Annotated in this window: 7 protein-coding genes and 1 pseudogene; 2 read left to right on the top strand and 6 right to left on the bottom strand. The window is 66.7% G+C overall.

The window, feature by feature from the left end; genetic code table 11:
- From AMB_RS25010 to AMB_RS06470, 5 genes and pseudogenes are all read right to left on the bottom strand, one after another.
- Positions 1–1,020: a VCBS domain-containing protein gene (locus AMB_RS25010; RefSeq protein ID WP_158303938.1), complete on the bottom strand. Its 1,020-nt coding sequence runs from the start codon at positions 1,018–1,020 to the stop codon at positions 1–3.
- Between the two features lie 376 nt (positions 1,021–1,396).
- Positions 1,397–11,248, bottom strand: a pseudogene (locus tag AMB_RS26330) (VCBS domain-containing protein); the annotation flags it as partial.
- Between the two features lie 558 nt (positions 11,249–11,806).
- A complete protein-coding gene (locus AMB_RS26120; RefSeq protein ID WP_231849065.1) occupies positions 11,807–12,208 on the bottom strand; it encodes a pyridoxamine 5'-phosphate oxidase family protein in 402 nt (133 codons plus the stop codon).
- A 29-nt stretch (positions 12,209–12,237) separates the two neighbouring features.
- Positions 12,238–12,708, bottom strand: coding sequence for a pyridoxamine 5'-phosphate oxidase family protein (locus tag AMB_RS26115; protein ID WP_011383685.1), 471 nt, complete (start codon positions 12,706–12,708; stop codon positions 12,238–12,240).
- Position 12,709: 1 nt separating this feature from the next.
- Positions 12,710–13,327: a glutathione S-transferase family protein gene (locus tag AMB_RS06470; RefSeq protein ID WP_043743609.1), complete on the bottom strand. Its 618-nt coding sequence runs from the start codon at positions 13,325–13,327 to the stop codon at positions 12,710–12,712.
- Between the two features lie 99 nt (positions 13,328–13,426).
- Here AMB_RS06470 and AMB_RS06465 point away from each other — a divergent pair, with 99 nt between their 5' ends.
- Complete coding sequence (locus tag AMB_RS06465) at positions 13,427–14,332, top strand: LysR family transcriptional regulator (RefSeq protein WP_011383683.1); 906 nt, start codon at positions 13,427–13,429, stop codon at positions 14,330–14,332.
- A gap of 65 nt (positions 14,333–14,397) precedes the next feature.
- Positions 14,398–14,976: a septation protein A gene (locus AMB_RS06460; protein ID WP_011383682.1), complete on the top strand. Its 579-nt coding sequence runs from the start codon at positions 14,398–14,400 to the stop codon at positions 14,974–14,976.
- A 1,825-nt stretch (positions 14,977–16,801) separates the two neighbouring features.
- Here AMB_RS06460 and AMB_RS25595 read toward each other — a convergent pair.
- A complete protein-coding gene (locus AMB_RS25595; RefSeq protein ID WP_193770100.1) occupies positions 16,802–18,109 on the bottom strand; it encodes a VCBS domain-containing protein in 1,308 nt (435 codons plus the stop codon).
- Position 18,110 lies beyond the last annotated feature (1 nt).

The following is an 18,110-nucleotide window of genomic DNA, read 5'->3' as shown; positions in this document are numbered from 1 at the left end:
TCACGTTCTGGGTGCGGTGCCATCGGCCGAGGCCACGGCGAAGGTCTTGGTCATGGACTCGCCGGCGCCCAGGGCCTGCACGTCGGCATTGCCCGAGTTGACCTGGAAGGTCCACTGGCCGTTCTCGCCGATGCTGAAAGTGCCCTGATCGGTCTGCACCGTCTGGGCGGTCACATGGGCCTGCCCCTGATCCACATCGGCGACGTTGAGCGTGCCGGTCACCGAGCGGTTACCGTCCTCGCCCACCGTGCCCACGCTGGTGCCGGTGATCACCGCGCCGTCATTGCTGCCGGTGATGGTGACGCCCACGGTCGAGGGCGCGCTGGTCATGGTGCCGTCGGTGGCCACGACCTTGAAGCTGTCGGTCTGCACGTCGCCAGCCCGCAGGCTCTGCGCGTCGGCATTGGGGGTGAAGGTGTACTCGCCGGTGGCCGAGTTGATGGTCACCGTGCCATGGGCGGTCGACAGGCTGTCCACCTGGTTGCCGCTGGCATCCATCAGGTGGTAGCGCACGCTGTCGCCCACGTCCTGGTCGGTCCCGACCACGCGGCCGGCGCCCGAATGATCCTCGTCGGTGCTCACCGCCGTGGCGCTGGTCACCGTCGGAGCGTTCTCCAGCGAGACGTCGCGGCCGTCCACCGTCAGCTTCAGGCTTTCCCAGTTCTTGGCGTCAACACCCAGGGTGTTGAAGTGGAAGCTTTGGCCGGCATGGGCCGGATCGGCGATGAAGGACTGGAACTGCTGCAGCTCGGCGCGCACCGCCGCGGTGTATTGCGACCCGGAAAGGTCGATGCGCAGCGTGTCGGTGCCGGTGCCGCCGTCGTAATTGTCGCCCGCCGACTGGCCGCCCTTGATGATGCCAAGGTCGTTGCCGGCGCCCGCGTCGATGGTGTCGGCGCCATAGCCGCCGTCCAGGGTATCGGCGCCATCGCCGCCCCGCAGCGTATCGTTGCCCGAAGCGCCATACAGCACGTCGTTGCCGGTGCCGCCGTCGATGACGTCGTTGCCGGCATTGCCCATCAGTACGTCGTTGCCGGCGCCGCCGTCGATGGTGACGTCGCCATAGGTGTACTTGCTCGACGTCAGGTCGACCACCGTCGTTGCCCTCGCCGGCCACAATGCTCTCGATGCCGTCGATGCGCGCGCCGCCGGTGGGCGAGCCGCTATAGCCGTCGTCCAGGAACAGAGCGTCATTGCCCGAGCCCATCACCAGGGTGTCGGTGCCGGCGCCGCCGCGGAACACGTCCTGGCTGTCGTTGTCACCGGTGATGGTATAGGTCTCGTTGGTGCCCGCATGGGTGGTATCACCCACGTTCTGCGACACGAAACCGCCGCTCCAGGTCCCGTCGGTCGAGTAGTTCAGCACGTCGTTGCCGTCGCCGCCCTCCAGCAGGTCGGCGCCCGCGCCGCCCGTCAGGGTGTCGTTGCCGGCCCCGCCGAACAGGGTGTCGTTGCCCGCCCCGCCGTCCAGGGTGTCATTGCCGGCGGCCGTGCCGCTGAAGCTGACGTCGAAGCTGGTGGTGGTGGTCGCGGTCGAGCCGTTGGACGCCTCGGTCGAGGTCGCCGTCACGCTCAGATGCAGGGCGGTGCCCTCGGTGGTGGTCACGCTGAGGCCCGTCAGCTGCGCCGGAGTCAGAGTCCAGGTGCCGTCGGAATTATGGGTGCCCGCAGACAGGCTCGCCCCGGCCGGCAGACCGCCGATGGTCACGCTGCCCAGGGATTCCGAACCGTCGGTGTCGCTCAGGCGGTCGCTGATGTTCAGCGGAACCGTCACGCTGCCGGTGCCGTCGCCATACAGCACGTCGTCGCCCGACGAGCCGTTGACCACGTCATTGCCCGAACCGCCGCTCAGGGTGTCGTTGCCGGTGGTGCCGTTCAGGGTCTGAGCCTGGCCGGCTCCCAGGTCGACGGTAATGTTCGACGCCGACAGGACCGGCGAATCCGCCACCGCGGCCATGCCGAAATGGGCCGTGCCCGCCGTGCTGCCGCCCTGGCCGTCGCTGACCGTGTAGGACAGGTCGACGTTGCCGCTGAAATCATGGTTCGGCGTGAAGGTATAGGTGCCGTCATGGTTGTCGGTGATGGTGCCGTTGCTGGCCGACAGGTTCGACACCGACAAGGTATCGCCGTCCACGTCATGGGCGTTGCCCAGCAGGTCGCTGGCCTTGATGGTCACCGAGCGGTCCTCGGTCCCCGAGGCCAGCGTCACATCGCTGGTGGTCGGGCCGTCATTGACCGAGGTCACGTCGAAGCTGGCCGAACCCGAAGTGGTGCCGCCATGCCCGTCCGACACGGTGTAGGTCACGTTGACCTCGCCGTTGAAGTCGGCATTGGGCGTGAAGGTATAGCTGCCGTCGGCATTCTGGCTGATGGTGCCGTTACCGGCACTGAGATTGCTCACCGACAGGCTGTCGCCATCGATGTCCGAGGCATGGCCCAGCAATTGCTGCGCCGTGAAGGTGATGGAGTGATCCTCGGCGGTCGCGCCGAGATCCACGGGGCCGCTCACCACCGGGCCGTCATTGGACCCGTTGATGGTGACCGTCACTTCCTGGGTGTCGGTGCCGTCGGCGCTGGTGACCGTGAAGGTCTTGGTCATGGACTCATTGGCGCCCAGGGCCTGGACCGCCGGGTCGTCGTTGTTGAGGGCGAACGACCACTTGCCGTCCTCGCCGATGGTGAAGGTGCCCTGATCGGTCTCGACGCTGGTCGCCTGGACATGGGCCTCGCCATTGTCCACGTCGGAGACGTTGAGGGTGCCGGTCGCCGTGCCGGTGCCGTCCTCGCCGACGCCGCCGGCGATGTCGCCGCTGATGGTGGCGCTGTCGTTGCTGCCGTGGATGGTGACCGTCACTTCCTGGGTGTCGGTGCCGTCGGCAGAGGTCACCGTGAAGGTCTTGGTCATGGAATCGCCGGCGCCCAGGGCCTGGACCGCCGGGTCGTCATTGTTGAGCGCGAAGGACCACTTGCCGTCTTCACCGATGGTGAAGGTGCCCTGATCGGTCTCGACGCTGGTGGCCTGGACATGGGCCTCGCCATTGTCCACGTCGGAGACGTTGAGGGTGCCGGTCGCCGTGCCGATGCCGTCCTCGCCGACGCCGCCGGCGATGTCGCCGCTGATGGTGGCGCTGTCGTTGCTGCCGTGGATGGTGACCGTCACTTCCTGGGTGTCGGTGCCGTCGGCAGAGGTCACCGTGAAGGTCTTGGTCATGGAATCGCCGGCGCCCAGGGCCTGGACCGCCGGGTCGTCATTGTTGAGCGCGAAGGACCACTTGCCGTCTTCACCGATGGTGAAGGTGCCCTGATCGGTCTCGACGCTGGTGGCCTGGACATGGGCCTCGCCATTGTCCACGTCGGAGACGTTGAGGGTGCCGGTCGCCGTGCCGGTGCCGTCCTCGCCGACGCCGCCGGCGATGTCGCCGCTGATGGTGGCGCTGTCGTTGCTGCCGTGGATGGTGACCGTCACCTCCTGGGTGTCGGTGCCATCGGCGCTGGTGACCGTGAAGGTCTTGGTCATGGAGTCGCCGGCGCCCAGGGCCTGGACCGCCGGGTCGTCGTTGTTGAGGGCGAACGACCACTTGCCGTCCTCGCCGATGGTGAAGGTGCCCTGGTCGGTCTCGACGCTGGTGGCCTGGACATGGGCCTCGCCATTATCCACGTCGGACACATTGAGGGTGCCGCTGGCCGTAGAGGTGCCATCCTCGCCGACGCCGCCGGCGATGTCGCCGCTGATGGTGGCGCTGTCGTTGCTGCCGTGGATGGTGACCGTCACTTCCTGGGTGTCGGTGCCGTCGGCACTCGTCACCGTGAAGGTCTTGGTCATGGAATCGCCGGCGCCCAGGGCCTGGACCGCCGGGTCGTCGTTGTTGAGCGCGAACGACCACTTGCCGTCCTCGCCGATGGTGAAGGTGCCCTGGTCGGTCTCGACGCTGGTGGCCTGGACATGGGCCTCGCCATTATCCACGTCGGACACATTGAGGGTGCCGCTGGCCGTAGAGGTGCCATCCTCGCCGACGCCGCCGGCGATGTCGCCGCTGATGGTGGCGCTGTCATTGCTGCCGTGGATGGTGACCGTCACCTCCTGGGTATCGGTGCCGTCGGCACTCGTCACCGTGAAGGTCTTGGTCATGGAATCATTGGCGCCCAGGGCCTGGACCGCCGGGTCGTCGTTGTTGAGGGCGAACGACCACTTGCCGTCCTCGCCGATGGTGAAGGTGCCCTGATCGGTCTCGACGCTGGTGGCCTGGACATGGGCCTCGCCGCTGTCCACGTCGGAGACGTTGAGGGTGCCGGTCGCCGTGCCGGTGCCGTCCTCGCCGACGCCGCCGGCGATGTCGCCGCTGATGGTGGCGCTGTCGTTGCTGCCGTGGATGGTGACCGTCACCTCCTGGGTGTCGGTGCCATCGGCGCTGGTGACCGTGAAGGTCTTGGTCATGGAGTCGCCGGCGCCCAGGGCCTGGACCGCCGGGTCGTCGTTGTTGAGGGCGAACGACCACTTGCCGTCCTCGCCGATGGTGAAGGTGCCCTGGTCGGTCTCGACGCTGGTGGCCTGGACATGGGCCTCGCCCGTATCCACGTCGGAGACATGGAGAGTCCCGGTCGCCGTGCTGGTGCCGTCCTCGCCGACGCCGCCGGCGATGTCGCCGCTGATGGTGGCGCTGTCGTTGCTGCCGTGGATGGTGACCGTCACCTCCTGGGTGTCGGTGCCGTCGGCGCTGGTGACCGTGAAGGTCTTGGTCATGGAATCATTGGCGCCCAGGGCCTGCACCGCCGGGTCGTCGTTGTTGAGCGCGAACGACCACTTGCCGTCTTCACCGATGGTGAAGGTGCCCTGATCGGTCTCGACGCTGGTCGCCTGGACATGGGCCTCGCCGCTGTCCACATCCGCCACGTTGAGCGTGCCGGTCGCGGCCTGGGTGCCGTCCTCGCCGACGCCGCCGGCGATGTCGCCGGAGATGGTGGCCGAGTCATTGGACCCGTTGATGGTGACCGTCACTTCCTGGGTGTCGGTGCCATCGGCGCTGGTGACCGTGAAGGTCTTGGTCATGGAATCACCGGCGCCCAGGGCCTGCACCGCCGGGTCGTCGTTGTTGAGGGCGAACGACCACTTGCCGTCCTCGCCGATGGTGAAGGTGCCCTGATCGGTCTCGACGCTGGTCGCCTGGACATGGGCCTCGCCATTGTCCACATCCGCCACGTTGAGGGTGCCGGTCGCCGTGCCGGTGCCGTCCTCGCCGACGCCGCCGGCGATGTCGCCGCTGATGGTGGCGCTGTCGTTGCTGCCGTGGATGGTGACCGTCACCTCCTGGGTGTCGGTGCCATCGGCGCTGGTGACCGTGAAGGTCTTGGTCATGGAGTCGCCGGCGCCCAGGGCCTGGACCGCCGGGTCGTCGTTGTTGAGGGCGAACGACCACTTGCCGTCCTCGCCGATGGTGAAGGTGCCCTGGTCGGTCTCGACGCTGGTGGCCTGGACATGGGCCTCGCCCGTATCCACGTCGGAGACATGGAGAGTCCCGGTCGCCGTGCTGGTGCCGTCCTCGCCGACGCCGCCGGCGATGTCGCCGCTGATGGTGGCGCTGTCGTTGCTGCCGTGGATGGTGACCGTCACCTCCTGGGTGTCGGTGCCGTCGGCGCTGGTGACCGTGAAGGTCTTGGTCATGGAATCATTGGCGCCCAGGGCCTGCACCGCCGGGTCGTCGTTGTTGAGGGCGAACGACCACTTGCCGTCTTCACCGATGGTGAAGGTGCCCTGATCGGTCTCGACGCTGGTCGCCTGGACATGGGCCTCGCCGCTGTCCACATCCGCCACGTTGAGCGTGCCGGTCGCGGCCTGGGTGCCGTCCTCGCCGACGCCGCCGGCGATGTCGCCGGAGATGGTGGCCGAGTCATTGGACCCGTTGATGGTGACCGTCACTTCCTGGGTGTCGGTGCCATCGGCGCTGGTGACCGTGAAGGTCTTGGTCATGGAATCACCGGCGCCCAGGGCCTGCACCGCCGGGTCGTCGTTGTTGAGGGCGAACGACCACTTGCCGTCCTCGCCGATGGTGAAGGTGCCCTGATCGGTCTCGACGCTGGTCGCCTGGACATGGGCCTCGCCATTGTCCACATCCGCCACGTTGAGGGTGCCGGTCGCCGTGCCGGTGCCGTCCTCGCCGACGCCGCCGGCGATGTCGCCGCTGATGGTGGCGCTGTCGTTGCTGCCGTGGATGGTGACCGTCACCTCCTGGGTGTCGGTGCCATCGGCGCTGGTGACCGTGAAGGTCTTGGTCATGGAATCATTGGCGCCCAGGGCCTGGACCGCCGGGTCGTCGTTGTTGAGGGCGAACGACCACTTGCCGTCTTCACCGATGGTGAAGGTGCCCTGGTCGGTCTCGACGCTGGTGGCCTGGACATGGGCCTCGCCCGTATCCACGTCGGAGACATGGAGAGTCCCGGTCGCCGTGCTGGTGCCGTCCTCGCCGACGCCGCCGGCGATGTCGCCGCTGATGGTGGCGCTGTCGTTGCTGCCGTGGATGGTGACCGTCACTTCCTGGGTGTCGGTGCCGTCGGCAGAGGTCACCGTGAAGGTCTTGGTCATGGACTCATTGGCGCCCAGGGCCTGGACCGCCGGGTCGTCGTTGTTGAGGGCGAACGACCACTTGCCGTCTTCGCCGATGGTGAAGGTGCCCTGATCGGTCTCGACGCTGGTCGCCTGGACATGGGCCTCGCCGCTGTCCACGTCGGAGACGTTGAGGGTGCCGGTCGCCGTGCCGGTGCCGTCCTCGCCGACGCCGCCGGCGATGTCGCCGCTGATGGTGGCGCTGTCATTGCTGCCGTGGATGGTGACCGTCACTTCCTGGGTGTCGGTGCCGTCGGCACTCGTCACCGTGAAGGTCTTGGTCATGGAATCATTGGCGCCCAGGGCCTGGACCGCCGGGTCGTCGTTGTTGAGCGCGAACGACCACTTGCCGTCCTCGCCGATGGTGAAGGTGCCCTGATCGGTCTCGACGCTGGTCGCCTGGACATGGGCCTCGCCATTGTCCACATCCGCCACGTTGAGGGTGCCGGTCGCCGTGCCGGTGCCGTCCTCGCCGACGCCGCCGGCGATGTCGCCGCTGATGGTGGCGCTGTCGTTGCTGCCGTGGATGGTGACCGTCACCTCCTGGGTGTCGGTGCCATCGGCGCTGGTGACCGTGAAGGTCTTGGTCATGGACTCATTGGCGCCCAGGGCCTGGACCGCCGGGTCGTCGTTGTTGAGGGCGAACGACCACTTGCCGTCCTCGCCGATGGTGAAGGTGCCCTGGTCGGTCTCGACGCTGGTGGCCTGGACATGGGCCTCGCCCGTATCCACGTCGGAGACATGGAGAGTCCCGGTCGCCGTGCTGGTGCCGTCCTCGCCGACGCCGCCGGCGATGTCGCCGCTGATGGTGGCGCNGTCGTTGCTGCCGTGGATGGTGACCGTCACCTCCTGGGTGTCGGTGCCGTCGGCGCTGGTGACCGTGAAGGTCTTGGTCATGGAATCATTGGCGCCCAGGGCCTGCACCGCCGGGTCGTCGTTGTTGAGGGCGAACGACCACTTGCCGTCTTCACCGATGGTGAAGGTGCCCTGATCGGTCTCGACGCTGGTCGCCTGGACATGGGCCTCGCCGCTGTCCACATCCGCCACGTTGAGCGTGCCGGTCGCGGCCTGGGTGCCGTCCTCGCCGACGCCGCCGGCGATGTCGCCGGAGATGGTGGCCGAGTCATTGGACCCGTTGATGGTGACCGTCACTTCCTGGGTGTCGGTGCCATCGGCGCTGGTGACCGTGAAGGTCTTGGTCATGGAATCACCGGCGCCCAGGGCCTGCACCGCCGGGTCGTCGTTGTTGAGGGCGAACGACCACTTGCCGTCCTCGCCGATGGTGAAGGTGCCCTGATCGGTCTCGACGCTGGTCGCCTGGACATGGGCCTCGCCGGAGTCAACGTCGGAGACGTTGAGGGTGCCGGTGGCCGTGCTGGTGCCGTCCTCGCCGACGCCGCCGGCGATGTCGCCGCTGATGGTGGCGCTGTCATTGCTGCCGTGGATGGTGACCGTCACCTCCTGGGTGTCGGTGCCGTCGGCACTCGTCACCGTGAAGGTCTTGGTCATGGAATCATTGGCGCCCAGGGCCTGGACCGCCGGGTCGTCGTTGTTCAGCGCGAAGGACCACTTGCCGTCTTCACCGATGGTGAAGGTGCCCTGATCGGTCTCGACGCTGGTGGCCTGGACATGGGCCTCGCCGCTGTCCACGTCGGAGACGTTGAGGGTGCCGGTCGCCGTGCCGGTGCCGTCCTCGCCGACGCCGCCGGCGATGTCGCCGCTGATGGTGGCGCTGTCATTGCTGCCGTGGATGGTGACCGTCACCTCCTGGGTGTCGGTGCCGTCGGCACTCGTCACCGTGAAGGTCTTGGTCATGGAATCATTGGCGCCCAGGGCCTGGACCGCCGGGTCGTCGTTGTTCAGCGCGAAGGACCACTTGCCGTCTTCACCGATGGTGAAGGTGCCCTGATCGGTCTCGACGCTGGTGGCCTGGACATGGGCCTCGCCGCTGTCCACGTCGGAGACGTTGAGGGTGCCGGTCGCCGTGCCGGTGCCGTCCTCGCCGACGCCGCCGGCGATGTCGCCGCTGATGGTGGCGCTGTCGTTGCTGCCGTGGATGGTGACCGTCACTTCCTGGGTGTCGGTGCCATCGGCAGAGGTCACCGTGAAGGTCTTGGTCATGGACTCATTGGCGCCCAGGGCCTGGACCGCCGGGTCGTCGTTGTTCAGCGCGAACGACCACTTGCCGTCTTCACCGATGGTGAAGGTGCCCTGGTCGGTCTCGATGCTGGTGGCCTGGACATGGGCCTCGCCATTATCCACGTCGGACACGTTGAGGGTGCCGGTGGCCGTAGAAGTGCCGTCCTCGCCGACGCCGCCGGCGATGTCGCCGCTGATGGTGGCGCTGTCGTTGCTGCCGTTGATGGTGACCGTCACCTCCTGGGTGTCGGTGCCGTCGGCAGAGGTCACCGTGAAGGTCTTGGTCATGGACTCATTGGCGCCCAGGGCCTGCACCGCCGGGTCGTCGTTGTTGAGGGCGAACGACCACTTGCCGTCTTCGCCGATGGTGAAGGTGCCCTGGTCGGTCTCGATGCTGGTGGCCTGGACATGGGCCTCGCCATTATCCACATCCGCCACGCTGAGGGTGCCGGTGGCCGTGCTGGTGCCGTCCTCGCCGACGCCGCCGGCGATGTCGCCGGAGATGGTGGCCGAGTCATTGGACCCGTTGATGGTGACCGTCACTTCCTGGGTGTCGGTGCCATCGGCGCTGGTGACCGTGAAGGTCTTGGTCATGGACTCATTGGCGCCCAGGGCCTGGACCGCCGGGTCGTCGTTGTTGAGGGCGAACGACCACTTGCCGTCCTCGCCGATGGTGAAGGTGCCCTGATCGGTCTCGACGCTGGTGGCCTGGACATGGGCCTCGCCATTATCCACATCCGCCACGTTGAGCGTGCCGGTGGCCGTAGAAGTGCCGTCCTCGCCGACGCCGCCGGCGATGTCGCCGCTGATGGTGGCGCTGTCATTGCTGCCGTGGATGGTGACCGTCACCTCCTGGGTGTCGGTGCCGTCGGCACTCGTCACCGTGAAGGTCTTGGTCATGGAATCATTGGCGCCCAGGGCCTGGACCGCCGGGTCGTCGTTGTTGAGGGCGAACGACCACTTGCCGTCCTCGCCGATGGTGAAGGTGCCCTGATCGGTCTCGACGCTGGTGGCCTGGACATGGGCCTCGCCGCTGTCCACGTCGGAGACGTTGAGGGTGCCGGTGGCCGTGCCGGTGCCGTCCTCGCCGACGCCGCCGGCGATGTCGCCGCTGATGGTGGCGCTGTCGTTGCTGCCGTGGATGGTGACCGTCACTTCCTGGGTGTCGGTGCCATCGGCGCTGGTGACCGTGAAGGTCTTGGTCATGGAATCATTGGCGCCCAGGGCCTGCACCGCCGGGTCGTCGTTGTTGAGCGCGAACGACCACTTGCCGTCCTCGCCGATGGTGAAGGTGCCCTGGTCGGTCTCGACGCTGGTGGCCTGGACATGGGCCTCGCCGCTGTCCACGTCGGAGACATGGAGAGTCCCGGTGGCGGTCTGGGTGCCGTCCTCGCCGACGGAACCCGACAGGTCCTTGGCGTCGCCAGAGATCACCGCCTGGTCATTGGCACCGTCGATGGTCACCGTCACCGTCTGAGAGGTGCCGTCCGCCGTCTGGACCTCGAAGGTCCGGGTCAGGTGGTCACCCGCCCCAAGCGACTGCACGGAATCGTTCATGGCGAAGGACCACTGGCCGCTCTCGTCCACCGAGAAGGTGCCGTAATCATCCGCCGTCGTCGCCGCCACGAAGGTGGCCGGAGAATCGATGTCGGTGGCGTCCAGATTGCCGGCCGCCCGCGCCGTATCCTCACCCACCACCACGGCGGTGTCGCCGGTGATCTCGGCCGCGTCGTTCACCGCATTGACATGCAGCGACGCCGACCCGGTCGCAAGCCCACCGTGACCATCGGAAATGGTATAAGTCGCGTTGATCTCGCCGTTGAAATTGGCATCCGGCGTGAAGGTATAGGTGCCGTCGGCATTCCGGGCAAAGCTGCCATGGTCGATCCGGATATCGTCCAGGCTGAGAATCGACAAGGTGTCGCCGTCGGAATCCGTGGCATTGGCCAACAGCTTGGCCTGCCATTCCGCGGCGGTCATGGTCAGGGGATGATCCTCGTCGATCGTCCCGATGTCGGCCACGCCCGCGACGATCGGCGCGTGATTGACCGCCACGGCCTGGATGTCAGGGGCATTGTCCACGGCGGGCGCCGCGGCGACCTCGGCCTGGACCACTTCCTGGACCTGACTGGTGATGGTGGCGCCTGCGACGGGACCCGTCCCCGTCTGCGGAACCGCATCCCGGCCCTGGTCCCGGAATTCGGCGTCAGGCCTGGCAAGATCAGGGAGCTCCTGCACGTTCAGGGGCTTCGCCCCACCCGGATTGACCGAAATGGTCGGAGCCTCGTCCCGGATATCGACGGCCAAGCCGTCCAGTTCCGGCGGCGCCACGGAATTGTCCTTGGCCGCTTCGATCTCAACGTCGACCGAGATGTTCGCACCGCCCGCGATGCCGCCCAGGTTCTGCACCTGAGGGCTGCCCGTCGAGCCCTGCTGCACATTCGCCAGATTGCCCAGCTGGGTGTCGCTGACATCAACCGCGCGCGCCACATTCAGTCGCGCATCGCCCATGTTCTGGTTCTGGACGTTCTGCAGCACCGTCAGGTCGTCTAGCGACTGCTGTGCGTTCTCCTCCGCCCCGTCATGCTGGTCATGCGGAGGATTGGAGTTGTTGTTCTCAGCCATAGCAGAACTCCCGAATGAGGCCAGATCCAGTTTCAGACGGCCATTTACGCGCTGCGCGCCACCGACAAGGCGGCAAGGTCAAACCCAAAAAATTCCCATGCGAAAGCGATCCTCAATGAGGATTTCCATGGTCTTCACGAAAAACAGATTACACGCCCCGCACCATCAGGCTGTGGGCAACCACCCATAACCGGCCCGAACGAAGCTGCGGGATCCCCCCCCGCTTCGACCAGGCCAAGCCATCCCACGGCCCTGGCAAATGCCACCATCAGCGGCACTTTACCACCTTCCAATCTGGCATATACACCAAAAAGGTAAACAGTTTTCAGTGTGGAAATGAACAAAAAATGACGCAAGCCCCGGCAAACGCATGCTCTCCTCGGCACGCAGCCCTCCGAGGGCGATCCGAGAGACACAGCTAATCGTATCAGGCCGGAGCCCACTTCAAGGCCAGCACCCGGTGCCCAGGGTGGCGGGAGACATCTCCCCGACCGTTCCGCGCAGCCCGAAGGCGCCGCGGCAGCGCCAGCCGCTCCGCACGTCAACGGACCAGAGACGCTGGGCGCCAGCGTAGCCTGGCGGCGGCTGCCAGTCGATCGTCACGGTTCCATCGAGATGCAGCAGATCCCCGCCGGCAAAGTCGATGAACAGCAGCGCCGCCCTGGGCAAGCGCACGAAATTGCCCAAGGTGTTGAAATAGCGGTTGCCGCTGAAATCAGGGATGGTCAGACGGTTGCCCTCGACCCGCACGAAGCCCGGGCGGCCGCCGCGATGGGACATGTCCACCCCGCCCTGCGCGACGTCTCCGGAAAAGGAGGCGACGAAGACGGTGTCCGCCGCCCCGATCTGATCGCGAGCCGCGTCGTCGAGCCCGCTCAGGCGTTCGACGACGCCGGACGTCGCCGCCGCGGCCGGGACAAGGTCACGGGTCTGGATGTATTTCGGGCAGTTGCGAAGCTCTGCTCCACCGCCACGGCAAAGCCGGAGGGGTTGACCGAGACGATCCGGCCGTTGGCGCGGTTGCGCCGCCGGGTGGCAAGATCGATTCCGAGGATTCCGACGGGCACTCCTTCGACCAGGGCGCAAGTCCCGTCGGAAGGCGGCGGCGACAGGATGGCCAATGTCGTGGGATCGGGGCTGGAGATGAAGCCCGGCGGCCCAGTCAGAACGGTCGCCACCGGGAAGCCGTCCTCGTCCACGCTTGCCAACGGCAGAAACGGCAGCAGGGAGAAAAAGGCGCGGTGCTGATCGGGCATGAAGTCCCTGATGGGAGCGCTTACCTGGCCGAAGCCGGCCCGGCGCTGCGCCTCCCGCTCACCCGCGTGGAAGGGCGACAGTTCCATCATCTCAGTCCGGGACCGGGGAACGGGGCATGGGGACAAAGCCCGGCAAGGACTCGACCCGGCCCAGCCAGCCCCGGACATGGGCATAAGCATCAAGCGGAATGCCACCCTCCGGGGCATGGGCGATATAGGAATAGCACGCCACATCGGCGATGGTCGGAGCATGATGGGCCAGGAAGGCGCGATCGGCCAGATACCCGTCCATGAACACCAGAAGCTGGGTGGCAATGGCCTGGGCGGCCGCCAGATCACCCTCGGCCTTGAAGAGCTGGATCACCCGCGCCTTGGCCGGGCCGTAGCGCACCTCCCCCGCCGCCATGGACAGCCAGCGCTGGATGCGGGCGGCAATCACCATGTCATCGGGATACCACGCCCCGGACGGATCGTAACGCCGGGCCAGGTAGACCAGGATGGCGTTGGAATCGGGAAGAACCAGATCTCCGTCAACCAGAATCGGGATCTGGCCCAGGGGATTGAGAGCCAGAAAGGCCGGAGTCCGGCGCACTGGCGCCGAGCCGTCCTCATACCGGTAGGCAAGGCCGAGAAGGCGCAGCATCAGCTCAGCCCTATGGGCGTGGCCGGACAGGGGTGTGCCGTAGAGAATGAGGGACGTGTCAGTCATGATCAGCTCCGCGAATGGGGTCTGACACCTTAGCCATTGCCGGACACGGAGAAAAAGCGCCATCCTTGAAAGTCATTATTTCAAAATATGGAAGTATACATGGACCGCCTGGACGAGTTGGCCATCTTCATCGCCATCCTGGAGGTGGGCTCCCTGGCCGGGGCGGCCCGGCGGCTGCGGCGGTCGCCGCCGGCCATCACCCGCTGTCTGGCCGGGCTGGAGGACAGGCTGGGCGTGCGTCTGGTGGAGCGAACGACCCGCCGACTGGCCCCGACCGACGCCGGACGGCGCTTCGCCGAGCAGGCCCGGCACCTGCTGTCCGGCTATAACGAGGCCTTGCGCTCCGCCGGTGCCGACGAGCCCCTGCGCGGGCGGCTGCGCGTCACCGCGCCGGTGGTGTTCGGCCGTCGCCACGTGACGCCGATCATCGTCGACTTCCTGCGAGCCTATCCGCAAATTTCCATCGAGGCGGTGTTCTCGGACAACAACCTCGACCTGATCGAGGAGGAACTGGACGTCGCGGTCCGGATCGGAACGCTGGCTGATTCCACCCTGGTGGCCCGGCGGGTCGGAGAGGTGGAGAGCGTGCTGGTCGCCAGTCCCGGTTACATTGCCGCCCACGGCCTTCCCCTCGCCGTCGATGAACTGGCGGAGCATGACGTGATCTTCACCTCGGGGCGCCCGGTCCTGGTGGAGTGGCGGCTGATCGAGGGCGGCCGCGAGCGGAATGTCCGGCTGACGCCGCGCCTGATGGTCAATCAGGTGGAGGCATCCCTGGCCGCCGCCCGCGCCGGCCTGGGAATCGCCCGTGCCCTGTCCTATCAGGTGGTCGACGACCTGGCGGCTGGGCATCTGGTCCGGGTTCTGCCGGGAAGCGGCGCCCTGCAACCGGTTCATCTGGTTGTGCCGGGGGGGCGTCACATGGCGGCCCGCACCCGCGCTTTCCTGAATTTCGCCACAAATGGGCTGCAATCCATCGGCATCGGACACCATCTTTCCTCCTGACAGACGGGCCGGGAACGGCCATCATCTCGCACCGACGACCACCAAGCATCAATCAAGGTTCAGCAATGCCGGTTTCAAATTCCCCTGCCCCCAAATGGCTGAAGCCCACCGTAGATTTCGGCCCCCTGGCCGTGTTCCTGGGGCTTTACTGGCTGAAGGGCCTGCTGCCCGCCACCGCCGCCCTGATGGCGGCGACGGGAATCGCCCTGGCGCTGTCCTTCGCCTTCACCCGCAAGGTCGCCCTGATGCCGCTGGTCACCGCCCTGGTGGTCGGCGTGTTCGGCGGGCTGACCCTGTGGCTGAACGACGAGACCTTCATCATGATGAAGCCGTCCATCGTCTATGGCCTGTTCGCCCTGGTTCTGGGGGGCGGTCTGGCGCTGAAGCGCCCCACCATCAAGGCGATCCTGGGCGAGGCCATGCACCTGGACGATGACGGCTGGCGCCGGCTGTCGCTGCGCTTTTGCCTGTTCTTCCTCGCCATGGCCCTGGCCAACGAGGTGGTCCGCCGCGTGGCCAGCATGGATCTGTGGGTGCTGTGGAAGGTGCCGGGCAGCATGGTGCTGACCTTCATTTTCATGCTGTTCCAGATGCCGCTGATTCGCCGCCACATGCCCCCGGACCCCGCCTCGGCCGGCGAGTGATGCGCAACCCACGGGTTTGCGCCCGGCGAGGGACGAAATGAGTTATCCAGGCCAAATCCGAATGAACCGTTCGGATTTGGCCTGAACCCGAGTGGGCAGGAATACCTCGGCAATATGTGCCCTAGGCAAAATTTGCCGGGACGAAGCCCTCGATCATCCCTATAAGAAACACAGGTTTTTCCTTGTCCCGCCGGAAGACGGGGTTCGGCATGTTTCTTGCGTCGCCACGCGAAATCAGGTCTGGCATCGCCGTGATCTCCTAGGGTCCGGTCGGAGAAGCACCCATGGTCTCGTCCATATCGTTGATGAATGAGGCGCAGATCGCTCAACTGAGCGGCTCGGCCATTCGGGACCTGACCGCCTCCGATATCCGCGAACTCAGCACCTTCCAGATCGCCGCCTTCAGCGTCTCCCAGATCCAGGAGATGAGCGGCACCCAGCTGTCGTCGTTCAGCACCACCCAGATGACGGGGCTGACCGAGACTCAGATCGGCGCTCTGACCCCCTCCCAGGCGGCGTTCAGCGGCGACCAGCTGTCGGTTCTGCTCGACGCCCAGTTCGATGCGTTCGGCGTCGACGTCATCCAGTCGCTGTCCACGCTGCAGATCAAGGGACTGACCGCCACCGACCTGGGCGAGATGACGGTCACCCAGTTCCAGGCCCTGGCCCCGTCCCAGTTGTCCGTACTGTCCGTCACCCAGATCAAGGGGCTGACCGCCACCGAGACCGGGGCGCTGAGCCCTACCCAGATGACCGGGATGGGAGCGGTCCAGCTTTCCGTGATGAACGGTTCCCAGGTGAGCGGGCTGGCGACCGAGACCCTGGCCTCGCTGACCCTGGCCCAGTTAAGCGGCTTGTCCATCACCGCCATGCTGGCCCTGTCGTCCACCCAGATCACCGCGTTCAGTCCCTCCCAGGTGGCGGCCCTGTCCACCACCCAGATGCGCGGCCTGACCCAGACGGCCACGGGCGGCATGAGCGCCGCCCAGATGGCGGCACTGGGCACCAGTCAGGTGGCGGCGCTCAGCATGTTCGGCGTCCAGGGATTCGATGTGACCCAGGTGGGGGTGCTGAGCCAGACCCAACTGGCGGCCATCACCTCGTCGCAGTTCCAGTTTCTGTCGACCACCGCCATCGCCACCTTGAACGCCACCCAGATGGCGGCGCTGAGTTCCACCCAATTGGGGTCCCTGACCGCCAAGCAAGTGGCCGGACTCACCGATACCCAACTGTCGACGATGTCCACCACGCAGATTTCGTATCTAAGCACACGGGGCGTGGCGGGGCTTGATGCCGAGCAGATCGACCTGCTGACCGCCACCCAGGTGGCGGCCTTCAACACCTCCCAGATTCTCGGCCTGTCCTCCGAAGCCGTGGAATCCCTGGACGCCACCCAGATCGGGGGGCTGTCGGCGGCGCAGATCGGCGTGCTGACCACCACCCAGTTCAGCACCTTTTCCACCGCCGAGATCGCCGGCCTGACCGCCACCCAGGTGCGCGGCCTGTCGGCCACCGAGGTCGGCTGGCTGACCGAGGACCAGGTGGCGGCGCTGACTCCGTCCCAGGTGGGGGCGTTCAGCGTCACCCAGGTCAAGGCGCTGTCGGCCACCGAGGTCGGCACCCTGACGGTGGATCAGCTGCAGGCGCTGAGCGGCGCCCAGATCGCCGCCCTTTCGCTGACCGCCATCATGGGCCTGACCCAGGGCCACCTGCAGGGGCTGACCGCGACCCAGCTCAACGCCTTGTCGGCGACGCAGATCGGCATGCTGAGCGCCGAACAAGTGCATGGCCTGAGCGCGACACAGATCGCGGGGCTCAATCAGTATCAGGTGAAGGGCCTCGGCGTCCGGGCCCTGTCCGAGTTTGACGAAACCCAATTGGCCGCCCTGGGCACCACCCAGATGGCGGCCCTGACCACCACGGCGTTGCGCGGCCTCAACGAATTCTGGCTGCCGCCGTCGGGGATCAGGAAGAAGCCGACCCGGTCGGGATCGACGCCGCTGATGGTCACCGAAGCGCCGGGCGAGGCATGCACGTTGGACCAGATCACGCCACCCGAAGTCGGGTTGCCGCTGTCGTCCATGACGTAATAGCCATAGGTGTTGTTGTAGCCGGCCGAGGCCGTGCTGTCCAAATTGGTGACGGTGAAGCTGCCGTTGGGGGTCTCCACCGGGGCGCCGATGGCCACCGACACCGTGGCCCGGTCGGCCACCGCGTCCACGTCCAGCGCCGCCGAACCGGTGGTGGTGCCGCCATGGCCGTCGCTGACGGTATAGCTCACATCCACATGGCCGCTGAAAGTCTCGGTGGGCGTGAAGGTGTAGGTGCCGTTGCCGTTGTCGACGATGCTGCCGTGGGCCGCCGACAGGTTGCTCACCGACAGGGTGTCGTGGGCATCGGTGTCATGGGCGTTGGCCAGCAGCTGCGCCTTGGTGAAGGTGACGGAATTGTCCTCGGCCGTGTGGCCGAGACCCACCGCGCCGCTCACCGTCGGGCCGTCATTGGAGCCGGTGATGGTGACGCTGACGTTCTGGGTGGCGGTGCCGTCGGCCGAGGCCACGGCGAAGGTCTTGGTCATGGACTCGCCGGCCCCCAGGGCCTGCACGTCGGCATTGGCCGAGTTGACCTGGAAGGTCCACTGGCCGTTCTCGCCGATGGAGAAGGTGCCCTGATCGGTCTGCACCGTCTGGGCGGTCACATGGGCCTGACCGTGATCCACGTCGGCGACGCTCAGCGTGCCGGTGGCGCGGCCGTTGCCGTCCTCGGCCACCGAACCGGTGGTCGAGCCCGAGATGGTGGCGGAGTCATTGCCGCCGTTGATGGTCACCGTCACGTTCTGGGTGGCGGTGCCGTCGGCCGAGGCCACGGCGAAGGTCTTGGTCATGGACTCGCCGGCACCCAGGGCCTGCACGTCGGCATTGCCCGAGTTGACCTGGAAGGTCCACTGGCCGTTCTCGCCGATGCTGAAAGTGCCCTGGTCGGTCTGCACCGTCTGGGCGGTCACATGGGCCTGACCGTGATCCACGTCGGCCACGTTGAGGGTGCCGGTGGCACGGCCGTTGCCGTCCTCGGCCACCGCGCCGGTGGTCGAGCCCGAGATGGTGGCGGAGTCATTGGCGCCGTTGATGGTCACC

Source organism: Paramagnetospirillum magneticum AMB-1 (assembly GCF_000009985.1).
Taxonomy (GTDB): Bacteria; Pseudomonadota; Alphaproteobacteria; order Rhodospirillales; family Magnetospirillaceae; genus Phaeospirillum; species Phaeospirillum magneticum.
The sequence above is the reverse complement of the archived record's forward strand: the minus strand, read 5'-3'. Positions and strand labels throughout refer to the sequence as shown.